This is a genomic window from Nocardia vermiculata NBRC 100427, assembly GCF_001613265.1.
In the GTDB taxonomy this organism is placed as follows: domain Bacteria; phylum Actinomycetota; class Actinomycetes; order Mycobacteriales; family Mycobacteriaceae; genus Nocardia; species Nocardia vermiculata.
Map to the genome: position 1 here is coordinate 26,759 of NZ_BDCA01000015.1, position 26,836 is coordinate 53,594.

Here is a 26,836-nt window from a genome sequence, read left to right on the forward strand (position 1 = left end):
GAATTCTCCGACGATTCCTCAGCTACAGTCACTGTCGCTACTCGTCTCCACCCGACATCGTTGACCCGCACCATGATCCGCTTCGGCCGCCGGGAACACTCCGATATTCACGCGATCACAACAAAGCCAGCACACAAATGCAACGGGCGCACTCCTTGCTCCGGCACCCGAATCGCACGCTTCCCGGACCACAGCACATCGACAGCATTCGATGCCCGATGCGAGCACAGGGATCGGGTTACCCGTTCCCCATCGGTCGTTGCGTTCACGATATTCGTGTCGACCCCACGGGCTGCTGGTGTCGATACCCGCGGGCTACGTGTCGATACCCCGCAGGCTGTCCGTGTCGATCCCGAGCGGGCGCCGCCGGTTCGGTCCAGGCGGCCCACGAAGGTGTCCGAGCACCGGCGCCCGCTACCACCGTGTGGGCTGCGAACCACCACGGCGACGCATTCGACCGCGGCCCGACCAGCAGCAACCTGTCCGGTACGGCGCGAACTCGGCCGGGCTTGCGGGATCGCGACGCCGAACACAGCGGATTCGGCACCCGCGCACCGATTTCGGATGCGTCGACCGGCCGTAACGGGGTATGCGGCCCACATGTACCTGTTGCGATTGCCCGGGGTCTACCGGCCGCAGGCCGATACGGAGTTGTTACTGCGCGCCGCCGCGGACCCTTCGATTCCGCGGGGCGGACGGGTTCTGGACATGTGCACCGGGACCGGTGCACTGGCGATACACGCCGCGTGCGGCGGTGCGGGAAGTGTTACGGCTGTCGACATCTCATGGCGGGCCCTGGTCTCTACCTGGCTGAATTGCCGGTTCCACGGGGTGCGGGTGGAGTTGCGGCACGAGGACTCGACGCGTCTGGAACACGACGGCGGTTACGATCTGATACTGGCCAATCCGCCCTATGTGCCCGGCCCGAACAGCGCGAGCGCGCGGGGGCGGGCCCGGGCGTGGGATGCGGGACCGCTGGGCAGGGATATTCTCGATCCGCTGTGCCGGATACTCCCCCGGCTGCTCAACCCGAATGCGACCGGTCTGATCGTGCACTCGGCCCTCTGCGATCCCGACCTCACGATCGGCCGGCTGCGCGCGGGCGGGCTCAAGGCAGCGGTGGTGGCACAGACATCGGTCGAGTTCGGCCCGGTGCTGCGGTCCCGGGCCGGCGCCCTCGAGACCGCCGGGCTGCTCGGCTCCGGTCAGCACCGGGAACAGCTGGTGGTGGTGCGCGCGGACCGACCCGACTCGATCGGCGAAACAGCTCCGGTGGCTCGCGGCGCGGACTGAGCGGGCTCGCAGCGCGCCGATGGGGGTGGCGATATCAGTCGTCGTCGGGGCGGCGGTGGCGCCGGTGCGAGGTGTCGCAGAGCGGATAGATACTCGAACGACGGCAGGTGCATACCGCGACCACGAAGCGGTCGCAGTGCACGGTGCGCCCGTCCTCGGTGACCAGGTCGACCGGGCCGTCGATCAGGGCGGGACCGTCGTTGGTGAGGGTGACCCGTGGTCGCTGTTCAGAAGTGAAAGACACGAGCGCGCTCCTCTTGTTCGTCGTTCACGGCACGGAGCGAACTGCGGCCGGCGGCCCAGCGGTCGAGCACGAAGCGGTCGAATCGGTCCTCCAGCAGTTCGGTTGCCTGCATACCGAACACCACCGCAGCGGCCAGTTCGGGTTCACGCCGCAGCAGGTCGCCGATGACGTCGCGGCGCATCACCTGCTCGTGGACCGCATCCGCCTCGACATGTTCGGCGTAGAACCGCACGCAGGCCGGGTGCGCGTCCAGTCGGTGCAGCGTGTCGACCATGCGGCGCGACCCCGGCGGTGAGGTGATCTCGACGGTGGCGAAATGTCCGACCAGTTCGCCCCGCAATCGCCGGTGCAGTCCGAACAGCGACATCATGTTGACCACGGCGAGCATCGGGGCGGGCACCGCCTCGAGATAATGCAGGTAGCCGCTGTCCAGCCCCGCACCGTCGAGGAGATCGGCGAACAGTCGGGCATGGATGTTCGCACCGCGCCCACCGCCGAATTCGTCGTAGGCGACGGCTACCAGCCCGGCCTTGGCGTCCCCGCGCAGCCGCGGAATCACCCATGCGTACGGGTCGGCCTCTTTCAGGTGGTAGATGGAACGGTGCGCGAAGTATTCGCACACCTGCCACCACTGCCCCTGTTCGTACAGGTGCCCACCGGTACCACCGGGGTGCGCGGGCTCGCGCACCAGCCGGTCGAGCGCCCGCCCCACATCCTCGCCGCCCGCGGTGTCACGCTGCATAGCTGTCAGGAACCGATCCTCCAGGCGCGCCCGCAATCGCAGTAGATCCGGATCCCACTCCAATGCGGGATCTACGGAATCATAACCGGCATAATGTAATTCGTAACACATATGCAGAGCCAGCTGCAGATCGTCGCCGTAGGGGTCGGCCGTGCCCACATCGAAAACCGCCGGCACACCGGCACCGAGCAGCAGCGCGCGCACCGCACCGGACAGTTCCCCGCGCGACCGCGGCAGCGGTGCATATCCACCTGCCTGCCCCGTCGCCCCCGAGTTCCGGACAGCCGGCTCTTCCGGACACGAAATATCCATATCCCGCGCATACCCGGCGCTTGTTCGATCAATCACCGCACCTGCCGATCCGGCGCGACCTGGTTCGGGCCGCGCCGGCCGGGTACGCGCGGAACAGATACCGCCATCATCGATTCTCGGCAGGAGCGAAACCATGAGCGAAACCACCGCCACCTCGGGAAACAACTCTCTCACCGCAGTGGCCGTCGTCTGCACGCTCAAGCCGTCGCCGGATCGGTCCAGCAGCGAGGTGATCGCAGAGCAGGTCCTTCGCGAGCTCTCCGGCCACGGCGTGCACGGGAAGACGGTTCGCGCGGTGGACTTCGATATCCGACCGGGCATCACCCGCGACGAAGGCGACGGCGATCAGTGGCCGCAGCTGCGTGACCGGATTTCCGCCGCCGATATCCTGCTCGTCGCCACCCCCACCTGGCTGGGGCATATGTCCTCGGTCGCGCAGCGTGTCCTGGAGCGGCTCGACGCCGAGTTCTCGGTCACCGACGACGCCGACCGGCCGGCCATGGTGAACAAGGTGGGGATCGCGGCCGTGGTGGGCAACGAGGACGGCGCCCACAAGATCGTCGCCGATCTGTTCCAATCGTTGAACGATATCGGGTTCACCGTTCCGGCTCAGGGGTGCACGTATTGGAACGGTGAGGCGATGAGCGGCGTCGACTACCTCGACAAGGACGAAACCCCGGAGGCGGTGGCCACCACTACCGCAACCCTGGCTCGCAATGCCGCACATCTGGCGCGAACCCTGCACGCGTACCAGTATCCGGCCTACTCCTGAACGAACGGGCCGGCACTCCCCGCCGCGGCAGCGTCACCGGCCGCGACTGCACGGCACGGACGAGGCGCCCTGCCGATGCGGACCGGTGGCGGGCGAAGGCGGTAGACCTCCGAGTTCGGTACGTCGATGGGCAGCACCGACGGCGGTGAGCTCAGCTGTCTGCCCGACCGTTACTGCCCGCCCGGGTGTCCGCTCCGGCATCTCCGCTCGGTATCCCGCCGGAGCGGGTGAACTCGACGGCCACGGGGTATCCACCCGCGCCGCGGTCGTAGGCACCGATTCCCATCGACGGCGCGTCGGTGACGGCACGGATCACCTGCCAACTGAACCCGCGAGTATCGATGATCTCTCTGGTCGAGGCGAAAGCGCTCATACACACGGCGATTCGGCTGTCGTCCACGGCCAGATCGCATTCCAGCGTGGAACCGTGCACGGCCGTGTCGGCCAGGTCGGCAGCGACCTCGTCGATGGCGATCTGGACGTCGGCAACCTCGTCCAAGGGAAAATCGGCGAACAGTAACGCGGTTTCGGTGAGTGCGCCGAGCAGGGTCAATTGCCGGTGTTCGGCGGGCACCCGGACTCGCACCGTTGTGGTCGCGCCGTAGTTCCCACTGTTCACAGCTCCCTCCACCTCGCGTCGATACGGGTACCGCCTGACGCCGGCACCTGCGAACCGCTGTCGACGCCTTCCACCCACCGCGTACCCCGGGCGATTGTGCCGAAACGCCGTGGCACGGGCCGGAACAGGCTTCGATCACCAGCCGTCGACGTGCAGCACCGCATCCATATCCGCCCGCGGGCCGGGCTTGAAATCGGTGCCCTTGGTGTAGGCGACCGGAAGTAGCACTCCCTGCCGCACCCGATCGGGAATTCCGAGGATTTCGGCGACCTCACGTTCGTACTGCAGGTGCAGTGTGGTCCACGCCGTACCGAGCCCGCGCGCACGCAGCGCCAGTGCGAGGTTCCACGCCGCCGGCAGCAGCGATCCCCACAACCCGGCCTGATTAGCGGGCAGTTCGGCGCCGCCGGTATCGATCGCTCCGATGACCAGCACCGGAACCTCGGCCATCACCTCGGCCAGATGGTCCGAGCTCGTGGCAACCCGCGCGGCTGCCGCATTCGCGGGCGCGCCTCCCGCTTCCCGGTAGGCACGGTAGGAACGGCGGTAGTACTCCGCGACTTGCGCCTTGAGTGCCGGATCGGTCAGCACGATCCAGTGCCACCGCTGCCGGTTACCTCCCGAGGGCGCCTGCAAGCCCACCTCGAGCGCTTCGCGCACGACCTCCAGCGGCACCGGCCGCGACAGGTCGAGCCGGCGTCGCACAGCACGGGTGGTGGTCAGCAACTCGTCCGGGCTCAACGACAGCAGTTCGGTCACAGTGGGTCTCCTCGTGGTCGGTGCATGGATGTCGGGCAGCACATGCGCGTGCGTGTCGAACCCTACGTGCGCATCCGGCACCGTTGCCACCGCGGCCGCAGCGCACCCAGCCATCGTCAGCGGCGACCACAGAAGCCAATAAGTGACTGACAATTCAGATATATAACTGGCGATTACTCCGATATATATATCCTCTAAAACGCGAACAGACACGTCGTTGTCTTGGTAAGTTAATGACTATTCCACGATTTGCAAACGTGCCGCCACGACGTACACCGTATCGACGACGTCCGTTCCGATCGAACGGCGATGTCGATCCGGTGGATTCGGGGGTTCGAGATGTCCAACCGTTCACGATGGAAGACCACGGCCGCCGCGGTAGCGAGCGCAGCGGCACTGGGCACCCTCCCACCGAACGCACCCGCGAGTGCCGCACCCGGCCCGTGCCCGCAGTTGTACGTGGTAGCGGTCCCGGGCACCTGGGAGACCTCCGAAGCCGAGCCTGCCGAGGGTCTGCTCGCGGCGAGCGCGGATGGCCTCCCCGGCGACGTCCGGGTCGACTACATCCCCTATGCCGCAACCGCATTCCCCTGGGAGACCGAGGTCTACGGGCGCAGCAAACACGAGGCCCTCACCAAGACGCGCACCGCGGTCGCCGCGATGGCACGAATGTGCGCGTCGACCGATATCGCACTGCTCGGATACAGCCAGGGCGCCGACGCCGCGGGCGATTTCGCCGCCGAAATCGGCACCGGGGCCGGCGTGGTGCCGCCGGAGCGGGTCGCACTCGTCGGCCTGATCTCCGATCCCCGGCGCGCGCCGGCCGACACTCTCATCGGCCCCGCGACCGTAGGTGCCGGAGCCGGCGGTCCACGCCCGGGCGGATTCGGCGGGATCGCCGACCGCACCTACACCTTCTGCGCCGTAGGCGATCTGTATTGCGCGATGCCACCCGGCGATTTCGCCGGACGCATCGCCGGCTTCCTCGCCGAGATCTCCAACCCCGACCCCGCGCGATTCGACGACTATGCCCGGCACGGCTCCGACCTGCTCGGCGCCGCCGTCGAGGCGGGTGGGCTCGGACTGCTCGCCGGTCAGTTCGCTCCGCCGGCACTGCAGCAACGGCGGACCCAGATAGAGCAGTTCCTCTCCTCGGGTGTGCACCAGAGCTATTCGACCTATGTCGTGGACTCCCGCGGTGCCACCGCTGTCTCGTGGTTGCGCGATGCCTTGACTCGCATCCTCACACGGTGACGCGAATACCGGTGCTGCGGCCGCGAGGCCGGCATGGCCGCAGCACCGGCTCTACTCCGGGAGCAGACCGGACTCCGGACTGCGGACATCCCGGCGCTCGACCCAGCGCAGCGCCTTGGCCGGGCACAGCTTGACCGCTTCGGCGGCAAGGGCGGGGTCGGGCGCTTCCTCGTGCAGGATCGGATATCCCCACTCATCGAGTTCGATTGTGCCGGTGAGGATATGGGCGCAGATGCCGTGTCCGGTGCAGGCGATCCGATCGATTGCCAGCACACTTCCCACCGACGGCCGCGCCGCACCGAGTAGCCGATTGATCATGGCCACGACCTGGTCTCCTCTTCGGTGAACGTGCGTAATGCGGAGCCGAGAAATCCGGCGATCCCATCCGGGAAACGGCAGGCACCGCGGCCGGCCAACTGCCCCAGCCGATGTGCGAGCCGGTCGAGCGCCTCACCCCGGTCCCCCGCGGCGACCGCGGCAACGTCGTCGCGCACCGCAGGGAGTCCGAACATGCAGGGGCCGCATTGACCGGCGGATTCGCCGGCCGCGTAAGTGACGGCCCGTAGTATCTCCTCCCACGGATCACACTGTGTGCCCAGCACCCGAATGGTCCCCGCTCCGGGCCGCAGCCCGTACGGCGCCAGCCCTGCCCGCGACCACGCCGCCCGCCGGGCGCTGGTGCCGCTCAGGAAGCCCCCGCCGAGGCCGCCGATCCACAGCGCTCGCATCGGCGACACCAGTCCACCTGCGCGGTACAGGATTTCGGTGACAGGTAGGCCTGCCTCGCCGGGATACACCCCGGGAGCGCCGACGCCGTCGACGACGGTGATCAGCCGTGGCCCGGGTTCGTCGGGAGTTCCGTAGGACCGGAACCAGCCGGGGCCGAATTCGATGATCTGCTGGATGCGCCATACGGTTTCGGCATTGAGCACCAGGGTGGGCGGCAGCCGCCGGCCCGTACGGGTACGGCTGCCGGCGACGATCGGTTCGAACCGCATGAGCGGTCGTGCCGCACCACCGTGGGCCAGCTGAGTCAGTGCCGACTCCTCCGACGAGACGTAGCGGCGGGGGACGGCCAGCGTGTCGACACCGGCCGCCTGCAACGTCGCGAGGGTCTCGGAATCGCGGTGCGCCGCCACCCTGATGCGCTGCCGGGTGAGGTGGCGGGCGCCTTCGAGTACCCGGGGAAGAAAGCGAGCGACCACCCAACCGTCCTTGCGTGCATCCAGTTCGCCGTCGCACGCGTTGACGATGAGTTCGGCATCGTGGCGCCGGGCCGCATCGATCTTCACGGCGGTGGGAAATTCCGCGCCACCACGTCCGGTCAGACCGGCGGCGGCCACCAGCTCGGACACCGTGGTCATACCCACTCCTGATCCCCGATATCGGCGCGCCGCCGGGCGTGCTCGTCCGAGGCGTGCAGGCGCCAGGCGGCGCCTGCCGCCATGGCGAGGCCACACCCGATGGTCACCCCGCGCAGGAGTGGTTCGGTGCTGCTCGCCATCATCAATCCGTGCGTGACCGCGATCGGCGCCATGGCATAGGTGAACCAGTGCACGCAGCGCCAGAGCCGGGTCGGCAGGCGGTGCCGCAGCAGCGATGTCACGATCACCGCGACGAACAGGTCGAGCGCGATCGTGCCCAGCGCCACGCAGGGCCGCTCGTATTCGGAGGTGAACGGCAACACCGCGGAGATCCAGCCGATCGGTACGTAGGTGTCGAGTATCGCGGTCATCGCATGGGTGAGCAGGAAAACCGTCATACCGAGCCCCAGGGTGCGATGCAGCCCCATGGCGAGGGTCGAGGCGGGCTCGTGCGGGCGCCGCCGGGCCGCGGTGAACAGGCCCGCCAGCACGACGACGGTCAGCAACAGCATCGAGGCCACACCGCAGGCCCGCGAGACGTACCACAGCCACGGACTGCTCATGGTGCCTACCGCTCCTGTGCACCAGAGGCTGCCGGCCAGCCCGGCGTCACGGTCACCCGGCCGCCGGCGTCCGCCAGTCGCGCGGGGACCCCGCGCACGGTCATCCAATACGGTGCCCGGTCGTCGAGAATGATCGCCGCGGTCGATGCCGCATTCGCCTGCACCGCATCGGGTCCCGCACAGCTGACCTGCGCCCACCGGGTGCGCGCGGGCCACCCGGTACGCGGGTCGATGATGTGGTGGTGACGGGTGCCGTGCCGGACCCAGGTGCGCAGCCGTGTCGACGAGGTGGCGAACGCCTGGCCGGTCGACCGGATCACCTGCACGACACTGTGATTCCAGTCCCGCACCCCGATCGACCAGCCACCGTCCGGTGGGGGGCCCGCGGTGGCGATATCACCGCCCAGATTCACCAGGAAGCCACCGGGAAACATCGCGTCCAACTCCTGTGCGATGGCATCGGCGGCCCACGCCTTGGCGGAAGCACCGAGATCGAGGGCGGCACCGGCGGGCAGGACCAGCTGCCAGTGCTGTTCGTCGAAATCGGCCGCCGGACACGGTCCCGGGCGGGGACGCGCCGAGATCGGTGACTGCGACTGCGCACGCTCTCGTACCACGTCCAGATCGTCGTCGTAACCGCATGCGGCCAGGGCCGTCCCCAAGGAGGCCGACACCAGGCCGTCGGTCAGCTGCTGTGCGCGTATCGCGGCCCGCAAGCAGTTGCCGAGGGTCCGGCTGACCGGAACCCGCAGCTGCGCATCCGGTTCCGTATTCGCCAGCGCCGCGCTCCGGGTATTGATCCGTACCAGTTCGGAATCGGCCCGAAACCGGGAGGCTGCGCGGTCGAGCTCGGCGAGCCGGGCCCGCACCACCGCCACGGCCGGTTCGGTCTCCCGGGCAGCGGTACACACGACTTCGACGGTGGTCCCGATCGCGGCGAACGTCGTCGATGTGGTGGCCGCCCGCTCGCCGATCATGATCCGGCCGTGCTGGAATCCGGATCGCGGTCCCCCTCCCGCAGCGGCGTCGTGCCGGCCCACTCGCGGCTCGCGGCCGACCGCACCTGCGGCACACCTGCCGAGACGGCGGGCGCCTCGACGCCGGAGAGCGCTTCGGCCGACGATGTCGCGGCCGCGTTCAATTCGACACTGATACCGCCTGCGAGCACCGCGGCGGCTGCCAGCGCACCCGCTGAGATACGTCGGATACGCTGCAGCTGGGGACTTTTCGGCATAATACTGCCCTCCTCACGGGCGCGATCGGAGCACGCGCCCGCCGGGTGAATCAACGGTTGGTCTGGGGAATTTCGATACTGATGGGCATGCGCAGCTCCGCCGTGTACCACAGCACGAATTGGCGCAGGAATTCGTCGAACATCCAGGCGGCGTCGGCCGACGGCGGAATGGCACCCATCACACCTTCCCGCACCGCGACGAACGGACCCCAGCTGAACTCCAGCAACGGCGACCAGACCGGTTCCCGGGGGATCTGGAGCCAGTCGGCGACCTTGTCCCCCAGAATGAATCGGGTGAAGGCCCCCAGAATCGGCTTGCTGAGCAGGGTCAGATCGAGGTTGAAGCCGAGATCGAGCAGTTTGTGTGCGAGGTCGACACCTTCTGCCGTCGGCGCGATCACCGGGTCGAGGACCTGCCTGGCCTGCGACTCGGCCTGATCCCAGGAGGCCGGGATGTACTCGTCGCGGATGCCCAGCAGATGTGCGGCCAACTGCCAGGTGTGCAGATAACCCTCGGATTCGACCGTGGGTATCGCAACGTTCCAGGTGTGGAACGTCCGCATGATGGTGGTGGCCAGGCTGTGCCAGGTCACCATCAGATCATCCTGGCTGATCGGGATGACCCCCTGCGGCCAGTGCGGGGACCGTGGCAGCAGATGCCGGACAGCGGCGTGGATGATTCTGGTTTTGACGCAGGTGACGGTCATTTCGCCACCCGGCGCGTAGGCGTTGACGGTTCCGATGTCGTAACCGAATTTCGCGGTTTTGGCGATGCGGTCCTTCATATGCGACCCGCCACGCGAGTAGTACACCGCCCGCGCCTCGTGCGGGATCACGGTCGACATCATGCCGCTGGCGAAGGCGTAGAGCACGCCGAGATAGGTGCCGCGCTTCTTGTTGAACTCGAAGCCGGCGGCCATCTTTCCCGGATCCGCCCAGGACGGGAGTTGCCGCGCGTACTCCATGAAGTCGCGCAGATTCTTCGGCAATCCCTCCGGGATCGGCTGATCGTTCTTGGTCCAGGTGCCGAGAAGGTGATTGACCCGGGGCACGTCCTCGTGGTCCATCACCGCGGCGATCACCGGATCGGCCTCCGGGTCCCACAACGTCAACGGGTCCGCGCCACCGCCACTGCCGACGACCGAACCGCTCGGTGACCACGTCCACGGTTCCGCCCGTGCGGTTCTGACTCCCAGGGCGAGTACGCCGGCAGCTCCCAGCACCCCGCCGCCTGCTCGCAATGCATCACGCCTGTTGAGGCCGAGTCCATCCATGTCAGGGTTCCTCTTCGTCGAGTCCCAGATACAGTGATACAGGTTCCGTATCTGCGTATCTTGATGAGAACACAACGTGTCCCGGATCACAAGAAGTTGGCAAGATTTCCGAACAAGTGCCGTACGAGAGGAAAAAGTGACACCCGAACCCTCGGCTCAGAAACAGGCAGACGCCCCCGATTCACTACTGCAGCGGGCCTATTCGGCCGCCGTCGACGGCGTCGGGGACGGCGACGACATCCGCTCCCGAGTGCTGGACGCGGCCTGCGAACAGTTCAGCCTGCTGGGCGTGCGCCGCTCCACCGTGGACGATGTCGCGCGACGGGCGAACGTTTCCCGCATCACGGTGTATCGACGCTTCGCCACGAAGGACGCATTGGTCGAACAGGTGATCCTGCGCGAGTACCGCCGCTACTTCGACCAGTTCCTGTCCGAGATCCGGCAGGCGCATACGGTCGCCGACCGTGTGGTGCTCGGGTTCGTCGGTTCGTTGCGCGCAATCCGCGACAATCCGATCATCGGCGGATTACTCGCCGGGGAGCCGGACATGCTCGTCAGTTCCATGATCAGCGATCAGGGGCGCACCGTGGCGATGGTGCGCGAGTTCGTCGCGGGACAATTGCTGCACGAACAGCGCGCTCGCAACATTTCGCCCGACGTCGACGTCGAGCTGGTGGCCGAGCTGATGGTTCGAGTCTCGGCCTCGTTCCTCGCCATTCCGAGCCGGCTGGTCGATCTGAACGACGAACACCAGCTCGCCGAGCTGGCCCGGCACTATCTCGTCCCGATGCTGGAGCCGCCCACGACCGCGTGAGCCGTGGGCGGGATACCGCAACGGGCGGTCAGCCGCCGAACGCGGCCGATCCCATATCCAGGCGGTAGAGAAGCTCCTGGATCACTACGTACGGATTCATCTGCACTCCCTGCGTTCACATCGCCCCTGTCGATCGGGGACGAGCCGAGTCCGCTATGCACTCACAGCGGGACACCAACCAGAATAGTCAATAACTTACACACTCGCTCACGGTCTTGTCCCGGTTATCCACACAAGAATGTATAGAAACTTAGTTCCCGGATTCAGCACGCCGGAGGGCACAACTCCCACTACCCCCGCGCGGCCGGCTACGGGGTGATGCCGTCGAACTGCAGCACCCAGTACGGCTGGTCCGTGGCGGTATTCCATTGCGAGACATACAGGGTCACATCCGTCGGGGACGCCGACCGCGGATGAATGTAGCCGCCGTACAGCTGCGGGAAGGCCGGATCCCGCAGCTGCCACCACGGGCGCGAGCCGTGAATCTGCGGTGTCGGGTCCGACCACACGCCGTCGATCGCGGCCGCGGTTCGGGTGGCGATGCAATACCCCTCGACATCGAAGTACGACATGACCCAGGTGCCGCCGATGTTCTTCACACTCAGTTCGCCGAGTGGGCCCGCACCGGCGAACAGTGGAGTGGGCCGCGCGTTCCCCCAGCGCCACACCGACCCGTCGTAACTCCAGAACTCGTATTCGGCACGATCGGCGATGCGCTGCCACGGCACCCGCATCAGGATCGGCCCACCACGGTTGTGCACGCGGCCCCATTCCTTCGACAGGATGTACAGGTAGCCGTCGTCGTTGTTGTTCCCGATTCCGGCGAACGACTGCATCATGTACGGACTCCAGCCGTCATCGCCTTCGCTGCCGTCGTTCGGCCACACCGCGGGCAGGTCGGTCCAGCTCGCACCGTCGTCGTCGGAGTACGCGAGCCCGCAGAACAGCGCGCCGTACCGATCGTCGGGCACCTCCCAGTCGCGAACGCTGGTGTAGGTCAGCCAGGTTCGGCCGCCGGGATCGACGAAGGCGTCGTTGGGTATCCGGCTCACCTCGTAGCCGTACCCGTTGTCGGCCTTGTGCGTGTACGCGAGCGCCTGCACGGCCTGTGCCCCGCCGGGCGTCGCGGTGAATGTCGTGGTGGCGTCCGGAAGATCACGGCTGAACAGCAGCACCGGTGAGCCGGTCCATATCCCCGAGCCCTGACTGTCGCCGGTGAAGGTGTCGCCGAATACGAACCCCGTGGCTCCCGGCTCGAAATGGCCACGATCATAAGGGATTCCGAGGTCCGTACCGCCGACACCGAACCGCTTCGCGGTACTTTCGGCGTATCCGGTGAGCGGTGTTCCCCAGTGCTTCGGCTGCGTCGACATCCCTTCCATCGTTACTGCAGTCGGCGCACTCGCGCAACGAACCCCCACCGGCCCAGCGGGCCCGGGGCACGTGGGCAGCTCAGGCGGTGCCCGCGTAGGCGGCGCGCAGCTCGGCCAGATCGAACTTGCCGTGGGTGGACAGCATCTTGTCCATGAACCGGGCCACCGCGGCGGGGTCCCCCTGCAGGTAGTCGGTCCAGTCGTCGGAGGTGACCTGCCAGGACAACCCGAACTTGTCCTTCAGCCAGCCGCAGGGCTGTTCGGATCCGCCGGCGACGAGTGCGTCCCACACCCGGTCGATATCGGCCTGATCCCGGCACCGGACCTCGAGCGAGATCGCTTCACTGAAGTGGAATACCGGCCCGCCGTTGATTCCGACGAACCGCTGGCCGCGCAGTTCGAACTCGACGGCCATGGTGGTGCCCTCCTTACCCGGCTGACCGGGACCGTTGGTCCAGCGATCGATGATCCGGCCGTCGCCGAGTGCCTCGATGTAGTACTGCGCGGCCTCCTCGGCATTGTCGTCGAACCACAGGTTGGTGACGATGGACTGCATGATCTCGCTCCTTCGCTCGGCTGTTTCAGGTAGTGACCGGAGCGGGCGCGAATTTTCATCGGTCGCTGTCACCGGCCCACCGCGCGAACGGCAGCGCCGAGCAGATATGCGAGAACCCGGGCCGGAGCCCGGGTTCTCGTGAAGCGGTGCGCTACTCAGCGCGTGACGATGGTCGCCGATCCGTGGCCGAACAGACCCTGGTTCACCGCGATTCCGGCGCGGGCATCGTCCACCTGGCGGCCGTCGGCCTGCCCGCGCAGCTGCCAGGTCAATTCGCAGATCTGCGCGATCGCCTGAGCGGGGATCGCCTCGCCGAAGGACGCCAGACCGCCACTGGGGTTCACCGGCACCCGGCCACCCAGTGCGGTTGCACCGCTGCGCAGCAGCTCCTCGGCACCACCGACCTCACACAGGCCGATGTCCTCGTACCAGTCCAGCTCCAGCGCGGTGGACAGGTCGTAGACCTCGGCCAGGGACAGGTCGGAGGGACCGATCCCGGCCTCCTCGTAGGCGGCGGCCGCGATCGCGGAGCGGAACGACCCAGAGGGCGCCTCGAAGGCCACCGCCGAGTCGGTCGCGAAATCCGGCAGGTCGAGAACCGTCTTCGGGAACGTCGGCGTCACCGTCGACAGCGCCCGGATCCGGACCGGATCGGCGATGCCGTGGCGGCGGGCGTAGTCCATCGAGGTCAGTACCAGCGCGGCACCGCCGTCGCTGGTCGCGCAGATGTCGAGCAGCCGCAGCGGATCGGACACGATCGCCGAGGCGGAGACCTCCTCCGCGGTGACCTCCTTGCGGTAGCGGGCATACGGGTTGTTCAACCCGTGCTTCGCGTTCTTCACCTTGACCGCGGCGAAATCGTCGAGGGTGGCACCGTGCAGCGCCATCCGGCGACGCGCGTAGAGCGCGAAGTAGATGGGGTTGGTGGCACCGAGCAGGTGGAAGCGCAGCCAGTCCGGATCGTCGTGGCGGTCGCCGCCGACCGGCTTGAAGAAGCCCTTCGGAGCGGCGTCGGCGCCGACGACCAGGGCCACATCGGTCAGCCCGGCCAGGATCTGGGCGCGGGCATTGGCGATGGCCTGGGCACCGGAGGCACAGGCGGCGTAACTGCTCGAGATCCGTGCACCCGACCAGCCCAGCGCCTGGGCGAAGGTCGCGCCGGACACGAATCCGGGATAGCCGTTGCGGATGGTGTCCGCGCCGGCGATATAGCCGACGTCGCGATGGTCCACACCGGCATCCGCGAGCGCCGCGCGCGCCGCGACCAGTCCGTATTCGACGAAATTGCGGCCCCACTTGCCCCACTGGTGCATACCCGCACCGAGGACGGCGATGTCGCGAGCATTCGTATCAGGCATCGACCGGCCTCCACATCCACACGGTGTGCTCCGCTTCCTCGTCCTCGTACAGCACGCCCTGGGTGAGCTCGACCGGCATGCCGACGGCCAGATCGTCCACGGTGAGACCGCGCACCACCTGTCCGAGGATCACCATCTGCTCGACCTCGAGTTCCACCGCCGCGACGATGTAGGGCTCGAAGGGATCGGGTGAGACGTACGGCGGGGGCGGCTTGTACCTGGCATCGGCGTACGACCAGATGTGGCCGCGCGTGGAGAACAGGTATTCGGCCAGCTCGGAGCCGTCCTTCTTGCTGGAGCACTGTGGATTGCGACAGGCCAGAGTGTTCCGCGGGAAGTACGGTGTGCTGCACACTTCGCAGCGGCTTCCCACGAGACGTACCGCGCCGTCGTCCGCAGTGAACCAATCTGCCACCGCGGGGCGTTGTTCTTTCTGCACAGTTCCGACCGTATAGGAACACGTTCTACTTTGGAACCGCAATCCGCTCCGGCGCCCCGCTGACCAGAGTACGGTGAGCCCGGATCGACGCGGGCGACCCCCTCGAAACGACCTGGAGTTCAGTACACGATGGACCGCAAAGCCATTGACCCACAATCGATCCGGAATGTCACGATGGTCGGCGACCCCGCCGAAACAGCACGGATCGGCCGCCGCCTGTGCGGCGGTGCCGGCGAGACCGGCACATTCCACTGGGTGAAACACGGGGTCGAATACGCGATCCATCTCACCGAACTGTCACCGGCGGCACCACCGACACAGCTGCAGCGAGTGATCCGGACGGCCGAGGGCGTCATCGCGATCATCGATGCCGGAGCCCGGCGCAATACCCGGCTCGACACGGTGCTGCGGATCGCCGACGATCATCAGGTCGCGCGGCTGTGCCTGATCACCGGCCTCGATCATCCGGCCGCCGACTTCGACCACTGCCTGCGCGCACTCGCCGGAATCCGCGGCGCAGTACCGGTGGCACTGCAGCTGCCCATCGGCGCCGGGCCGGAGTTCGCGGGCGTGATCGACCTGCTCGGAATGTGGGCGCTGGAGCCGATGGGCGTCGAGTTCTACGGCGACCACTGGGCCCTCGCCCAACGGTCCTATTCCGATCTGGTCGCCACGGTGCTGGAATCCGAGGCCGGTGACACCCGGTCCGGCAGCCCGGCCGCGGACCGGCGAGCATCCACCCGGCTACCCGCCCGCCTGCGCCGCCGTACCCACCTCGGCGATCTCGTCCCCGTGCTGTGCGACGGGTCGCTGTGGAGCGACGACATCACCGCACTACTGGACGCCGTGGTCGGATACCTCCCGTCTCCGCTCGAGGTCTGCCAACCCGAACACGTTCTAGACAATTGAGACCTATAGGAGAACCCGGCACCGACGGGAGTCCGAAACCGTCTCCGGACCCGGTGAAACCGCAAGCTACTCGACAGTAAACCGGCTGACCTGCAACAGCTTTGGCTAGGGTTCTCGGCGTGGCAAACCAACGAATGTCAGGTCAGCCCGCAATCGGTCACAGGGGGCATGACACCGTAACGCCGAGGGGAACGAGCCGGTGATCGAACGAGACATGGCACGCACCGCCGGATGCCCCGTTCCACACGGCTCCCCCGCCGTCGCGGCCGACCCACAGATACGTTTGGACTCCACCGGATTCGCCGCGAATCCGCACCACACCTACAGTTCGATGCGCGGACGAGGTCCCCTCGTCCCGATCGAACTCGGCCCCGGGGTGCCCGCCACGCTGGTGATCGGCTACCAGACCGCCGTCCAGATCCTCAACGACGAACATCATTTCCCGGCCGACCCACGCCGCTGGGAGAACAACGCCCCGCTCGATTCCCCGCTGGTGCCACTACTGGGCTACCGGAAGAACGCGCTGCGAACCGCCGGTACCGAACATGCCCGCTACCGGCGGGCGATCAGTCAGGCACTCGACTCGGTCGACCTGCATCGGGTGCACGTCGCCGCCGCCGAATCCGCGGAAAAACTGATCAACGCGTTCTGCGAAAGCGGCGCCGCCGACCTGAGAACCGACTACGCCTTCCCACTCAGCTTCCGGGTGCTGAGCAACCTGATGGGTTTCCCCGACGAGGCGGCCACCGCAGCCTATGAAGGAATGGCAGCCGCCCTCGACGGAGCCGGCACCGAAGAAGGGCACCAGCGATTCGTCCAGGCACTCGTCGGAGTCGTCGACCAGAAGCGGACCGACCCCGGTGACGATCTGATCTCCCGGCTCCTCGAACAGCCGGACGGCCTGGACCCGGTCGAAATGGTCAACCAGGCCGCACTGCTGTTCTCGGCCGGTACCGAACCCACCTGCAACCTGATACTCAACGCATTACTGCTGCTGATGACCGACGACGAGTACGGCGGTGACGTACTCAGTGGCGCCATGTCCACCCGAGACGCCATCGACGAGGTGTTGTTCATGGACCCACCGCTCGCCAACTACTGCCTGCGCTATCCGGTGCAGCCGCAACTCATCGGCGATGTATGGATCCCGGCCGACCAGCCGGTGGTGATCAGCCTGGCTGCCTGCAACAACGACCCCAAGGTCGTCGGCAACAGCGACCGCAAGGGCAACCGATCCCATCTCGCCTGGGCGCTGGGCCCCCACGCCTGCCCCGCTCAGCCCCACGCCCATACCATCGCCCAGCAGGGCATCGACCTACTACTCGACGCACTACCCGACATTCGCACGACAACCCCTGTGCAACAACTTGATTGGCGCACCGGACCATTCCACCGCGCGCTGACCACCCTCCCGGTGGAGTTCCCCGCCTGCGCACCGATGCATCTCACCTGAACTTGTTTCCACATGGCACGGCAAGCGCGCGCCGCAGCACGACCGTTGGCCGAGTGTGTCGCGACGTCCCGGAACCGGGCCGGCTTCGCCCCGCTGCAGCTCGCGCCGCGGCATCCCCCGTGGACAAGCCCGGTTCCGGAGGCCGCCCGACTACACCGGTGCGTCCTGGAAAGTATCATCGTGCCAGCGGGTGTACTCCTGCCAGCTGCCGACGTAATCACCGGAGAAGACTGGACCACCCAGCCCGCGGATTTCGAATGCGTCCAGGATCAGGGGCAAGTGGTCAAGCACCACTCGCCGGTACCGGCGTAGGTCCCCCGCGACGTCCGCAATCTTCCGTTCGGCGAGGAACCACGGAGCACGACATTTGATCCGATCCAGCGCATATGCCGCGGCAATACTCTCTATCAACTCGCTCGCCCGAGGGTCAGCGGCGTTTCGGCTCTCGATGATCAGTGCGGTCGCAGCGAGCCGTTCGCCGGTCGCGGTGGCCAGTTCGACCGCAGCCGATTCCGGGCCCAGCGCATCACTGGCAGGGTCGGAGACACCCGTCGCTACCTCGCGCGCTAGCCGCCGTTCCCGCTCGATTAGCATTCGGACATACCACGGCAAATCGGCTGGCGTGTCCGGTAATCGCAATGTGGTGACTGCCGTCGAACGACCTGCCGTCACCGCCATGATCCTGTTCTCCCCCTCGGCGGTGATGATTGCCTCGATGTTGTGGATCCAGTCGGTAAAATGATTGATCTTCAGCGCACCCTGTGCGGCGGCGCGGCGACGGCAGGTTGTCAATACTGCTGCGGCAGTGTCGGATAGCAGCGGTTTGGCCAGCATCGACCACAGCACCTGCGACGGATCGTCGGCCGATTCCGGCTTGGTTCGCATATCACGGATCATCCTGCCGAGCGCGCCGACCGCCACCGTGGCGGCCACACCGTCGACGAGGTCCTGTTGCACCGAATCTCGATCGATCATCACTGTCTGCGACGGCCGGCGTTGTCCGGCATAGTTGTGCAGTCCCACGAGCGCCGCACGCGCGCTGGCGATCGCGGCGTTGGCCAGATCCAGGCGGCCGTTGTCGAGCACACCGATAGCGCGGTGCCAGCGACGACGAACCGGAAGATCGCATTCGAAACGACCCTGAGCGTCCAGCCTTGCCCAATCACCCCCAAGGAGAGCATCCCGCGGAACCCAGGCGCGGCGAAAACGAATGGTAGCGTGGTCCATCGGCGCATCGGTATCCGGCAGTGCCGCCAGCTCCACACCTTCGGCGAGGCCGGTGGCGGTACGCAATCGAAGCAGGAACGGCAGCACCCCTTCGTCGGCGGCGCCGACGATGAGCCGGGCGGTGACCACCACCGTTTTCGGCATCCGCTCCGAGGCGACGTTCGGCATGAACTTCACAGCCGTGATGCGCGGGCTGGTAAGCCAGAAGCCATCCGTCTCCGGATCGTAGGTGGCAGTGGTCTGCTGGTTCGCGCCGTTGGTGCCGCCCAGTTCGGTCAGCATCAGCACCCCGAGTACAGAGGCGTCCTCGAGGTCGGACAGGCAGCGCTCCTGATACGGCGAACCGTTGCCGAGATGACGGATGGCTCCGAGGGCAAGATCGAAATGTCCGGTCAGGATGAGCAACAACTGTGGCGCGGCGATCTGAGACCAATCGCACAGCGCCCCACGCAGTTGAGTGTCGGCGGAGACCTCACTGGCACCGACACCGAGTCCCCGGATCGCTGCCCGCAGCAATCCCGGTGCGGTCTCGGCTTTTTCGAGAGCGGTCAGGCTACTGCCCGGCCGACCGGGCAGCCCGGTAATCAAATCACGTACCCGGCGGTGCAATGACAACTGGTCACCGAACACCACTTGCCGCAGTGCATCCCGCACTTCGACACCGCGATCGGCATCGCGTGGGAGCGGTTTGCAGACGGTTCTAGGGGGTACGTTGGAAGAGTTTTCCGTGATGGTCATGATGCACACTCACTCGCGTCAAAGCTGTGGCTGCGCAACACCGATCATGTCGAACTTATCTATCACACGGCTGCGCAGCCGGGAACAATAAGGCATGCAGGCCGTGGAATGCCTGGAGCGGTGCTAGGTCATAGGCCACCCCCTACATGACGGGCAGAGGCGGAGTCGGAGGGAAGGTGATCGGGAAGCTCGCCAGAGCCCGGTGGAAAGGACCCGGGCGCCACACCAACTCGTTGACGGGGACCGCCGGCCGGGCATCGGGAAGGGCATCGAGGAACTGATCGATGACATCCTGCGCGATCATCATCGACAGCGACTGGGCATGCACGGGACAAGAGTGTGGGCCCGTCCCCCACCCCAGATGTGAGGAGTTGAGCGTGTAGTCGCCGGTGGCGACAGCGGGGTCGCTACTGCAGGCTGCCATACTGATCATCACCGGCTGGTTCGCCGCCAGCCAGACACCGTCGACTTCCTTCGGCTGGGCAGGATAGGTGATCAGGTAATTGGCCAGCGGCGGATCCGTTGTCAGGCACTCCATCAGTGCCGTCTTCGTGGGCAGCGGCGAGCCGTTGTTCTTGCTCGCGACGAAGCGGGAGTCCGTCAACATCAGCACCAGTGTTCGCGCGATGAGGTCCTGCGGGAGCTCGTGACCTGCCGAGTACAGCGTTACCAGCTGGTGCACCATTTCCTGGTCGCTGAGCCCGGCCGGATGGTTGATCAACCGTGTCGCGATGTCGTCGCCGGGCTGAAGCCGTTTGAGTTGAGTCAACTCCAGCAGTGCGGAGTCCAGCATCTCGTTGACGGTGGCGGTGTCGACTCCCTCGAAAAGGGCCGCGCTGGCGGCGGCGACGCGCTCACCGATCTCGGGCGGGCAGCCGATGATGTCGTTGAGGATCGCGAACGCGACCGGCGCAATGTATTGCGATAGGAGGTCCGCGTGCCCGTTCTCACAGAACTCGTTGATCGCCGGGACCGCGATCTTCTCGACAACGTTGTGCAACGTCAGCTGATCGACGCCTCCCAGCGCATCGTTGGTGGCAGAGCGGTAACGCTGGTGGTCGACCGTACCGCCGTCACTACGCAAGGCATTCGGCCGCCACTCGACCATGGGCATGATCGGGATGCTGTTGTCGACGGTGCGTTGCCACACCCGCGGATCGGAGCGAAAGTGCTGGGGGTCGTTGCAGATCTGTACGGCGGTCCGGTACGAGATCACCAGCGTTGCGGGAACACCCGGCCAGATCTCCACCGGAACGAGCGAGCCGAATTGCTCCCGCATGACGCGGTAGTACCCATGGGGATCGGCGGCGAATTCGGGCGTGTAGATCGGGACCGGAACAGGAAGCTGTTCCACCCCCGCCGACAGCGAGGCGGCGGTATGGTCGGTCGCCCCCAGCAACGAATCCACCTGCTGATACTCCTTCACGAGTTGATAACTGATTCGTAATACGTTTCCGTGCAGCAAAATTCGATGCAGCGGTCTGATGGTACCCACCGCTACCGCTCTGCACATAACAAACTGACGGGTAGCCGACCGACCCCGTCGACTGCGGCGGCGCGAAACAACCTGCAGCTTGCACCGTGACGCGGGACGTGATAACCATCACGCTCCGATGGCGGTCCAGCCAGTTATCGCCGGACCGATTCCGGCCCCCATGTTCGACGACCGGCGCAAAGATCGCGTTGCACCCGATTCGCTCACCGCGCGAGATGCTCGAACCACGGCCGGTAGGTCACACGGCAGCAGCACTTTTCGCCGGTCTCGACCGAGCCAGTATCGGCGGTCCGGCAACCCGCGACTGGCAGTCCGGCGAACATCGGCGTTGCTCACTCGGGATGCCCCTGTGACACCCGTCCGTCGGCGTCCCCTGGCCGCCGGTGATCCGCGCGTACGCCACGCCGAGGACGCCTACGCAAGGGCTCTTCCCGGACTTCTCCCCGCGGGAGCGAATGGCTAACGGCTCCGGATTCGGCAACGATAGACTCCGGCAAGCGACAAAGGAGGAATGAATGGTGCGCACTGCTCGAACGCTGAGTGTCGGTGTGGCGCTGGCCGCGATGGCCGTGCTCGGGTCCGGAGCCGCGCAGGCCGCGACCGGCTCGCTCGGAATCAACGAGAACATGCAGGGCAACCCGCACGGGTGCTATGCGGTGGAGGGTGATCCGGCGGCGCCGAACACGATTGCCAACTACACCGACCGGGAGGCAGTCACCTTCAACAGCCCGGACTGCACGGGTGCCAGCGCCGGGACGATTCCCGCCGGCGCGATCGGCGTGGCTCCGGCCACGGGCAGCATCCTGATCGACTGAACGAGACCGGCCACCGGCGGAGCAGTCCTCGCGAATATGCGGATTGCCCGCCGGTGCCGGGCGTTCGATCCCGATCGACCTGCCCTACGGCAGTTTCGGTAGCCGGGACAGCAGCGCAGGCACCTTGGATGCCGCCATCAGTGCCCGGAACTGCCAGCTGTCGTCACGCGGCAGTACCCCGCCACGCTGGGTGGCGTCCAGGAAGTCGTAGAGGGTTTCCCCCTCTTCCATCAAGCCGTCGGCATTGAAGTGGTACCGGTCCACGGCCGGGCACTGGATGAAGCGGCCGTTGCCGTAGATCACCGGCGCCGACTCGTCGTACGGATACAACCGCAACGGACCCGTCCAATGGCCGCTACCGATATAGCGGATGACGGTGCGTACGTTGCCTTCCGGTGTCACATCCAGATACACCTGGTTCGGCAGCGGGTCGTAGCGCCAGTCCGGGATGGCGTCGAAGAAGGCGAAGTTGTACTTCACGAATTCATCGATCCCGACGATGGTGCGCCCGAAGGTCGTGACGTCGGTATAGCGGATATCCTGGGCATACAGCTCGTCGTTGACGCTCATATCCCGGACCAGGAAGCTCCACCAGTACTTCTTCGCCCACGTCATCACCCAGCCGAGATCCACACCGAGTGCGCCGTAGGCCTCCAGCTTGCGTTCGAACTCGCCGAACCACTCCAGGGTGGTCCGCTGCAGCTCCGCCTCCGGAATCGCCCGGATCGGCACCGCACGGTTGGCATTCAGGAACTCCGGCACCGGTTTCGACAGCCGCGGCTGCCGCAATGCGCGCTGAAATTGTTCCTCGTCGAACATCGGAAACCCTCCCGCCACTACACAGCCCGATCACCGAGCGATCCGCTGTTATATGAATCACACGATTCATGGTGCAGCGTTCGATGTCAATGGAGCAGCGGTGTAGCGGGGGCGGTACCGACGCCGGTGGCGGTCAGCGCAGTTTGATGCTGCCGCCGTCGACCATGAGGGTCTGGCCCGTCATGTAGGAGGCGTCGGCGCTGGCCAGGAAGACTGCGACCCGGCCGATGTCGGATTCCGGGTCGCCGAAGCGGTGCAAGGGATTTCGCGCCAGCAGCTTCTCCTCGACACCGGGATTGGCCGCGATGTACGCCTCCACGCCCTCGGTGAGCGCCAGCGGGGAGATGCAGTTGACATTGATGTCGTCGGCGGCCCACTCGTTGGCGGCGACCCGGCTCACGGCGCGGATCGCCTCCTTCGCGGCCGCGTAGGAGGCCTGGGTGACCTGGCCCTCGATACCGGCGCCGGAGGCGAAGTTGACGACCGTCCCGCGGGTGGTCTTCAGCTGCTCGTAGCACGCCTGCATGAGCCAGAACGTGGGGTAGAAACCGGTGCCGAAGGACAGGTCCAGCATCTGCTGAGTCGTCTCGAGCAGCGGCGCCTGCCGGGAGGCGTGCGCATTGTTCACCAGTACGCTCACCGAACCGAACTGCTCCACCGCGAAGTCCCGGATCCGGGCTGCGTTCTCGTGCTGGGAAATATCGGCCCCGAGGTAGCGGACCACATCACCGAGTTCGGCCTCCAGCGCCGCGCCCGCATCGTCGTTGATGTCCACCGCGACGACCTTCGCACCTTCCTTGACGAAGGCACGGACGATCCCGCGTCCGATGCCGCCGGCACCACCGGTGACGATCGCGACCTTGTCCTGCAGCCTCATCGAACCTCCTGACTGTTGTACTCTCCGACGAACCGTCGGCCGGTATTCAGCTGTGTGGAGGGTATGTTTCGACCGCCCGGCGCTGTCACTTCTTCCCGATGAACGGGCATCGGCTCGCCCCGGGCGTGCGCGGCCGGGCGGCCCCGTGTTATGCCGCAGGGGGAACGGAGGTATCGGCCGCACCGGTGGGTGCGACCTGCGGCGGCAGGGGTGCGGTGACTCCGACGATCGTCCCGATCGCCGCTCCGAGCGCCCCACCGAGAACGGCAGCCGGCCCCGCCACGACCGCGGCACCGACCGCCGCACCGGCCAGCGGACCGACGACCAGTCCGGTCGGCCAGAGCGGGAGGGTCGCGATCAATCCGATGCCGGCGCCGACCACCGCGGCCGGAATCGCCAATGGTGCCGATACAGCGGCACCGATGCCGGCACCGATGGCTGCACCGACCCCCGCATCGACGACGGTGGCAGCACACCGGTCGGGATCCGCGGGCACCTGCTCGCAGAAGGTTTCGACCGGATGCTGAATGCCCGCCGGTGCCGGCTCCGCGGCAGCCTGAACCGGTGCCGAGTCGACCACTTCGGCGGGCAGCGCATGCACGACCTCGGCAGGTAGCAGATTCGCCACCTGGGTCGGCAGCAGATCTGCCGCCTGAGCAGGCAGCAGATCGATGACCTCGGCCGGCAGTACGCCGGCTGGGGTATCTCGGACCTCGGCCGGGGCGCTGTCCAGGTCCGGCTGGGTCGCGGCCGCTGCGTCCAGCGCAGGCCCCATCGGCTCGGCCGATTGTTCCATCGGGTCGGCGGGCGCGACGGGTGCAGCCTCGGCCGGCGCGACAGCCGCCGGGGGCGTGGCCGAGCCGGGAAGCGAGACCTGTGGGACGGCAGGCATTTCGGCGGGCAGCGTGGGTAGCGGGAAGGGAACGAGCTGCTGCACATCGTGCGCCAACGACTGCCAATCCGGTATCGCCGACGGCATCGCCGCGGGCTGCACGATGCCGGGCGGGGACGGGGCGATGTCCGCGGGCGCTGCGGTGGCCACTCCGGTGCCGAGAATTACCGCAATCGGCAACATACCCGCAATCAGCATCGGGCGCGAAAAGCGCCGATGATCAGCCTCCGGCATTTCTTACCTCCTGGGCGTATATCCCTTGGTGATCCCCGACCTTCCAGCATGTTGTGCATAGCGTGCCGGAGGTAGTTTAAGCACCGGGTACAGCAATGCAGTGAAGAATTGGCAAATCTGTGATCGCGACCGGACTCAGCGGTGACATCCCCCTGGTCCTGCGCACCGGGGACCGAGGTGCGCCCGGCGACGAGCCCACGCCGTGCTCACCCGCGCAGCCCCGCAGCGATCTTCTCGGCGTTGGATCGCATCATGTCGAGATAGGTACCGGCCTCGGTGCCCTCTTCCCCCAGCGATTCGGTGTGCAGGGCAGTCACTTTCACCGTGAGCTTCGCCTCTTCGGCGAGTACGCGGGCCAGGCGGTCGGGTTGCGAGGAGTCGACGAAGATTGCCGGCACGCGGGCCTCGCGGATGGTGGCTGCCAGGCCGGCGAGGTCGGAGGCGCTCGGTGAGGCGAGTGTGGTCCCGCTGGGCACCACCGCGCCGATCACCGTGAAGCCGAAACGCTGCGCGAGATAACCGAAGACGTGATGGTTGGTGACCAGCTTCCTGGCTTCCGGAGCGATCGTCGCGAACTGCGCCTCCATAAAACTGGTGAGTCCGCGCACCTGCTGCTGATAGCGCACGGTGTTGGCGTGGACCACCGGGGCATTCACGGCCGCATGCTCGGTGATCGCCGCACCGATGAGGCCTGCGGCCTGCTCGATCCGATCGGGATCGGTCCAGAAGTGCGGATCGGGGCTGCCGGCCGTCCGGCCGCTGCCATAGCGAATCGGCTGTACCTGTTCGCCGACCTCCAGCAGCGGAACTCCGGCGGCATGCGCAGTGTCGGCCGTCTTCGATATCCCTTCCTCGAGCCCCAAACCGTTGGCCACGAAAAGGTCCGCGCGGCCGATCTCGGCGGCATCGGAGGCGGAGATCTCGAAGGAGTGCGGATCGGCATTGCGCGGCATCAGCACCTTGACCTCGGCCTCGGCACCGGCGATTTCGGCCACGACGTCACCGAGGATGTTGGTACTCACCACGATCAACGGCTTCCCGGAGTGGTGCCCGCCCTGCGACGAGCACCCGGCAACGGCTGCGAGAAGCAGGACGAGCGTCAGTAGTGTCCTGCTCACAGGCCGGCGACACCGAGTGACGAGACCGGCATGCCGACGTCGATGGTGCGCGCCACCCGCGCTCCGTCGGCGTAGTCGATCTCCTTGACCACGCCGGCGGCGGGATCGCTCACATAGGCGCGAGCACCGGCAACTGCGATCACGGGTGGGGTGGCTGCCGTGTCGCTCCAGTTGTAGGGCCGTGCCAGCACCGGGGCTGCGGCGGTCTCGGCGCCGGTCGTGGTGTCGTAGACATGGAAGGTGCCGTCGGCGAGGATCGCGAAGGCCGAGCGGCCGTCACCGGAGAGGTGGACGTTGAGGGCGCGAGCCGGGGTCTCGAGCCGGCGCCACTGCTTGGTCGCCGAATCGAAGAGGAGCACACCGTCGTTGGTGGCGGCAGGCCCGGCCGTCGCGGCCAGGACGCTCACATTTTCCTGCTCCCGGAAGGTGGTGGGCCGAGTATCGGTGCCGATGCCCTGCGGGTAGGCGATCTTCTCCGAGTCCCAGGCGCCGTCGTGGACGGTGACCAGGAAGACGCCGTCGTCGCACGCGGCAACGAAGCGGTCGTCGAACACCGCCTCACCATGCATGCGCGGGCACGCGGTGTCGAAGTCCTGCACCTTCTTTCCTTCGCTGTCGCGCAGCTCGAAGCTGCCGGGCCGAGTGTCACCCGGGGTCTCGACCGAGTGCGAAGTGAGGTAGTGGCCGGCGATCGGCGCCACCACACCGTGGTGCGGTGCGTCGGCTTCGATGGTGGCCGACGGTTGCGTATCGCCGTTGCCGAGTGATTCCTGATCGAGGACCCGAGCTTCGCCGTCCCCGTCGAAGAATGCGGCGACCTTGCCGTCACCGGGCACGATGTGCGCGGGCTTCGTGCCGTCGAGAGTGCCGATCTTTTTCGGATCGGCGACATAGGAATGGGTGTGATCGCCGTGGTCGACGGTCCAGGAGCCGGCATCGAGGATCGTGACGTGTCCGCCCGGGCCGTCGACGGCGAAGGCGTAACGGTTGTCGACCATGGTGACCTTGGCCGGATTGTCGACGGTGACGCTGTCGATCGACCGAGCCGAGGCGAGGTCGAGGACGTCGATCCGGCCGGTCTTCGCATCCGTCGCAATCAGCCGAGGCTCGGCCGAGGCAGCCTCGGTCGCCCCCGCCGGGGCACGCATATCGCTTCCGGCGCGGGCGGTTCCGTCCCCTTCGGCGGCTTCGGACCCCTGATCACTTCCGCAGGCGGTGACGGTCAACGCACAGGACGCGACCACCGCGCCCACCCATAAACGGTGATTGCTTCGCACAACCCCTCCATT

28 protein-coding genes are annotated in these 26,836 nt (G+C 66.7%); 7 read left to right on the forward strand and 21 right to left on the reverse strand.

The features are described 5' to 3' along the window. Positions 1-564: 564 nt before the first annotated feature. The gene (locus NV2_RS16585; RefSeq protein WP_245662635.1) at positions 565-1,293 is read left to right on the forward strand and encodes a methyltransferase; all 729 of its coding nucleotides are present in this window, start codon (positions 565-567) and stop codon (positions 1,291-1,293) included. 34 nt (positions 1,294-1,327) lie between these two features. On the opposite strand, the gene NV2_RS16590 is transcribed toward NV2_RS16585, so the two are convergent. Together NV2_RS16590 and NV2_RS16595 are read right to left on the reverse strand one after the other, a co-directional pair. Then, a complete protein-coding gene (locus tag NV2_RS16590) occupies positions 1,328-1,537 on the reverse strand; it encodes a CDGSH iron-sulfur domain-containing protein (protein WP_067874659.1) in 210 nt (69 codons plus the stop codon). Continuing rightward, positions 1,521-2,591, reverse strand: coding sequence for an iron-containing redox enzyme family protein (locus NV2_RS16595; protein ID WP_084474871.1), 1,071 nt, complete (start codon positions 2,589-2,591; stop codon positions 1,521-1,523). The genes NV2_RS16590 and NV2_RS16595 overlap by 17 nt, the downstream gene beginning before the upstream one ends. Positions 2,592-2,724: 133 nt before the next feature. On the opposite strand from NV2_RS16595, the gene NV2_RS16600 reads away from it, so the two are divergent. Further along, on the forward strand, positions 2,725-3,363 hold the full coding sequence (locus NV2_RS16600; RefSeq protein WP_067874664.1) for a flavodoxin family protein: 639 nt from the start codon (positions 2,725-2,727) through the stop codon (positions 3,361-3,363). A gap of 151 nt (positions 3,364-3,514) precedes the next feature. Here the strand turns inward: NV2_RS16600 and NV2_RS16605 are convergent, their stop codons facing one another. Next, complete coding sequence (locus NV2_RS16605; RefSeq protein WP_067874666.1) at positions 3,515-3,982, reverse strand: hypothetical protein; 468 nt, start codon at positions 3,980-3,982, stop codon at positions 3,515-3,517. Between the two features lie 135 nt (positions 3,983-4,117). Then, positions 4,118-4,741: a nitroreductase family protein gene (locus tag NV2_RS16610; RefSeq protein ID WP_067874669.1), complete on the reverse strand. Its 624-nt coding sequence runs from the start codon at positions 4,739-4,741 to the stop codon at positions 4,118-4,120. Positions 4,742-5,080: 339 nt separating this feature from the next. On the opposite strand from NV2_RS16610, the gene NV2_RS16615 reads away from it, so the two are divergent. Then, a complete protein-coding gene (locus tag NV2_RS16615; protein ID WP_067874976.1) occupies positions 5,081-5,995 on the forward strand; it encodes a cutinase family protein in 915 nt (304 codons plus the stop codon). 51 nt (positions 5,996-6,046) lie between these two features. Here the strand turns inward: NV2_RS16615 and NV2_RS16620 are convergent, their stop codons facing one another. Genes NV2_RS16620 through NV2_RS16645 form a run of 6 tightly spaced genes read right to left on the reverse strand, consistent with a single transcriptional unit; the run spans position 6,047 to position 10,430 of the window. Then, positions 6,047-6,313, reverse strand: coding sequence for a ferredoxin (locus NV2_RS16620; protein ID WP_067874977.1), 267 nt, complete (start codon positions 6,311-6,313; stop codon positions 6,047-6,049). Then, a complete protein-coding gene (locus NV2_RS16625) occupies positions 6,310-7,359 on the reverse strand; it encodes an NADH-ubiquinone oxidoreductase-F iron-sulfur binding region domain-containing protein (protein ID WP_067874672.1) in 1,050 nt (349 codons plus the stop codon). Before NV2_RS16625 ends, NV2_RS16620 begins: the two co-directional genes overlap by 4 nt. Next, the gene (locus NV2_RS16630; RefSeq protein ID WP_067874675.1) at positions 7,356-7,922 is read right to left on the reverse strand and encodes a ferric reductase-like transmembrane domain-containing protein; all 567 of its coding nucleotides are present in this window, start codon (positions 7,920-7,922) and stop codon (positions 7,356-7,358) included. Before NV2_RS16630 ends, NV2_RS16625 begins: the two co-directional genes overlap by 4 nt. A gap of 5 nt (positions 7,923-7,927) precedes the next feature. After that, the gene (locus NV2_RS16635) at positions 7,928-8,899 is read right to left on the reverse strand and encodes an FAD:protein FMN transferase (protein ID WP_067874678.1); all 972 of its coding nucleotides are present in this window, start codon (positions 8,897-8,899) and stop codon (positions 7,928-7,930) included. Next, the gene (locus NV2_RS16640) at positions 8,896-9,156 is read right to left on the reverse strand and encodes a hypothetical protein (RefSeq protein ID WP_067874681.1); all 261 of its coding nucleotides are present in this window, start codon (positions 9,154-9,156) and stop codon (positions 8,896-8,898) included. Before NV2_RS16640 ends, NV2_RS16635 begins: the two co-directional genes overlap by 4 nt. A gap of 50 nt (positions 9,157-9,206) precedes the next feature. Then, positions 9,207-10,430 (reverse strand): oxygenase MpaB family protein, encoded by a 1,224-nt coding sequence (locus NV2_RS16645; protein ID WP_067874684.1) that lies wholly within the window; start codon positions 10,428-10,430, stop codon positions 9,207-9,209. A gap of 136 nt (positions 10,431-10,566) precedes the next feature. On the opposite strand from NV2_RS16645, the gene NV2_RS16650 reads away from it, so the two are divergent. Continuing rightward, on the forward strand, positions 10,567-11,244 hold the full coding sequence (locus NV2_RS16650; RefSeq protein ID WP_067874687.1) for a TetR/AcrR family transcriptional regulator: 678 nt from the start codon (positions 10,567-10,569) through the stop codon (positions 11,242-11,244). 308 nt (positions 11,245-11,552) lie between these two features. On the opposite strand, the gene NV2_RS16655 is transcribed toward NV2_RS16650, so the two are convergent. The 4 genes from NV2_RS16655 to NV2_RS16670 all read right to left on the reverse strand — a co-directional run bounded on the left by NV2_RS16655 (position 11,553) and on the right by NV2_RS16670 (position 14,970). Beyond that, a complete protein-coding gene (locus tag NV2_RS16655) occupies positions 11,553-12,617 on the reverse strand; it encodes a glycoside hydrolase family 183 protein (RefSeq protein WP_067874690.1) in 1,065 nt (354 codons plus the stop codon). Between the two features lie 79 nt (positions 12,618-12,696). Further along, a complete protein-coding gene (locus tag NV2_RS16660; protein ID WP_067874692.1) occupies positions 12,697-13,173 on the reverse strand; it encodes a VOC family protein in 477 nt (158 codons plus the stop codon). Between the two features lie 155 nt (positions 13,174-13,328). Beyond that, positions 13,329-14,531, reverse strand: coding sequence for a lipid-transfer protein (locus tag NV2_RS16665; protein WP_067874695.1), 1,203 nt, complete (start codon positions 14,529-14,531; stop codon positions 13,329-13,331). Then, on the reverse strand, positions 14,524-14,970 hold the full coding sequence (locus NV2_RS16670; RefSeq protein ID WP_444980693.1) for a Zn-ribbon domain-containing OB-fold protein: 447 nt from the start codon (positions 14,968-14,970) through the stop codon (positions 14,524-14,526). The genes NV2_RS16665 and NV2_RS16670 overlap by 8 nt, the downstream gene beginning before the upstream one ends. A gap of 174 nt (positions 14,971-15,144) precedes the next feature. Between NV2_RS16670 and NV2_RS16675 the strand changes: the two genes are divergently transcribed. Both NV2_RS16675 and NV2_RS16680 read left to right on the forward strand, forming a co-directional pair. Continuing rightward, a complete protein-coding gene (locus NV2_RS16675; RefSeq protein ID WP_245662636.1) occupies positions 15,145-15,879 on the forward strand; it encodes a hypothetical protein in 735 nt (244 codons plus the stop codon). A 199-nt stretch (positions 15,880-16,078) separates the two neighbouring features. Further along, positions 16,079-17,332, forward strand: a complete 1,254-nt coding sequence (locus NV2_RS16680; RefSeq protein WP_245662637.1) for a cytochrome P450 family protein — start codon at positions 16,079-16,081, stop codon at positions 17,330-17,332. 150 nt (positions 17,333-17,482) lie between these two features. Here NV2_RS16680 and NV2_RS16685 read toward each other — a convergent pair whose 3' ends face one another. Then, positions 17,483-19,297 (reverse strand): acyl-CoA dehydrogenase family protein, encoded by a 1,815-nt coding sequence (locus NV2_RS16685; RefSeq protein ID WP_157102935.1) that lies wholly within the window; start codon positions 19,295-19,297, stop codon positions 17,483-17,485. A 142-nt stretch (positions 19,298-19,439) separates the two neighbouring features. Next, complete coding sequence (locus tag NV2_RS16690) at positions 19,440-20,705, reverse strand: cytochrome P450 family protein (RefSeq protein WP_245662638.1); 1,266 nt, start codon at positions 20,703-20,705, stop codon at positions 19,440-19,442. A gap of 602 nt (positions 20,706-21,307) precedes the next feature. On the opposite strand from NV2_RS16690, the gene NV2_RS16695 reads away from it, so the two are divergent. Beyond that, the gene (locus NV2_RS16695; RefSeq protein WP_067874707.1) at positions 21,308-21,607 is read left to right on the forward strand and encodes a hypothetical protein; all 300 of its coding nucleotides are present in this window, start codon (positions 21,308-21,310) and stop codon (positions 21,605-21,607) included. A gap of 84 nt (positions 21,608-21,691) precedes the next feature. Here the strand turns inward: NV2_RS16695 and NV2_RS16700 are convergent, their stop codons facing one another. The 5 genes from NV2_RS16700 to NV2_RS16720 form a co-directional block, all read right to left on the reverse strand. Beyond that, positions 21,692-22,426, reverse strand: coding sequence for a nuclear transport factor 2 family protein (locus NV2_RS16700; protein WP_067874709.1), 735 nt, complete (start codon positions 22,424-22,426; stop codon positions 21,692-21,694). A gap of 133 nt (positions 22,427-22,559) precedes the next feature. Then, positions 22,560-23,303 (reverse strand): SDR family NAD(P)-dependent oxidoreductase, encoded by a 744-nt coding sequence (locus NV2_RS16705; RefSeq protein WP_067874713.1) that lies wholly within the window; start codon positions 23,301-23,303, stop codon positions 22,560-22,562. 148 nt (positions 23,304-23,451) lie between these two features. Then, positions 23,452-24,429, reverse strand: a complete 978-nt coding sequence (locus NV2_RS16710; protein ID WP_157102936.1) for a hypothetical protein — start codon at positions 24,427-24,429, stop codon at positions 23,452-23,454. A gap of 206 nt (positions 24,430-24,635) precedes the next feature. Beyond that, the gene (aztC, locus tag NV2_RS16715; RefSeq protein WP_067874719.1) at positions 24,636-25,547 is read right to left on the reverse strand and encodes a zinc ABC transporter substrate-binding protein AztC; all 912 of its coding nucleotides are present in this window, start codon (positions 25,545-25,547) and stop codon (positions 24,636-24,638) included. Next, positions 25,544-26,824: an ABC transporter gene (locus NV2_RS16720; RefSeq protein WP_245662639.1), complete on the reverse strand. Its 1,281-nt coding sequence runs from the start codon at positions 26,822-26,824 to the stop codon at positions 25,544-25,546. Before NV2_RS16720 ends, aztC begins: the two co-directional genes overlap by 4 nt. Positions 26,825-26,836 lie beyond the last annotated feature (12 nt).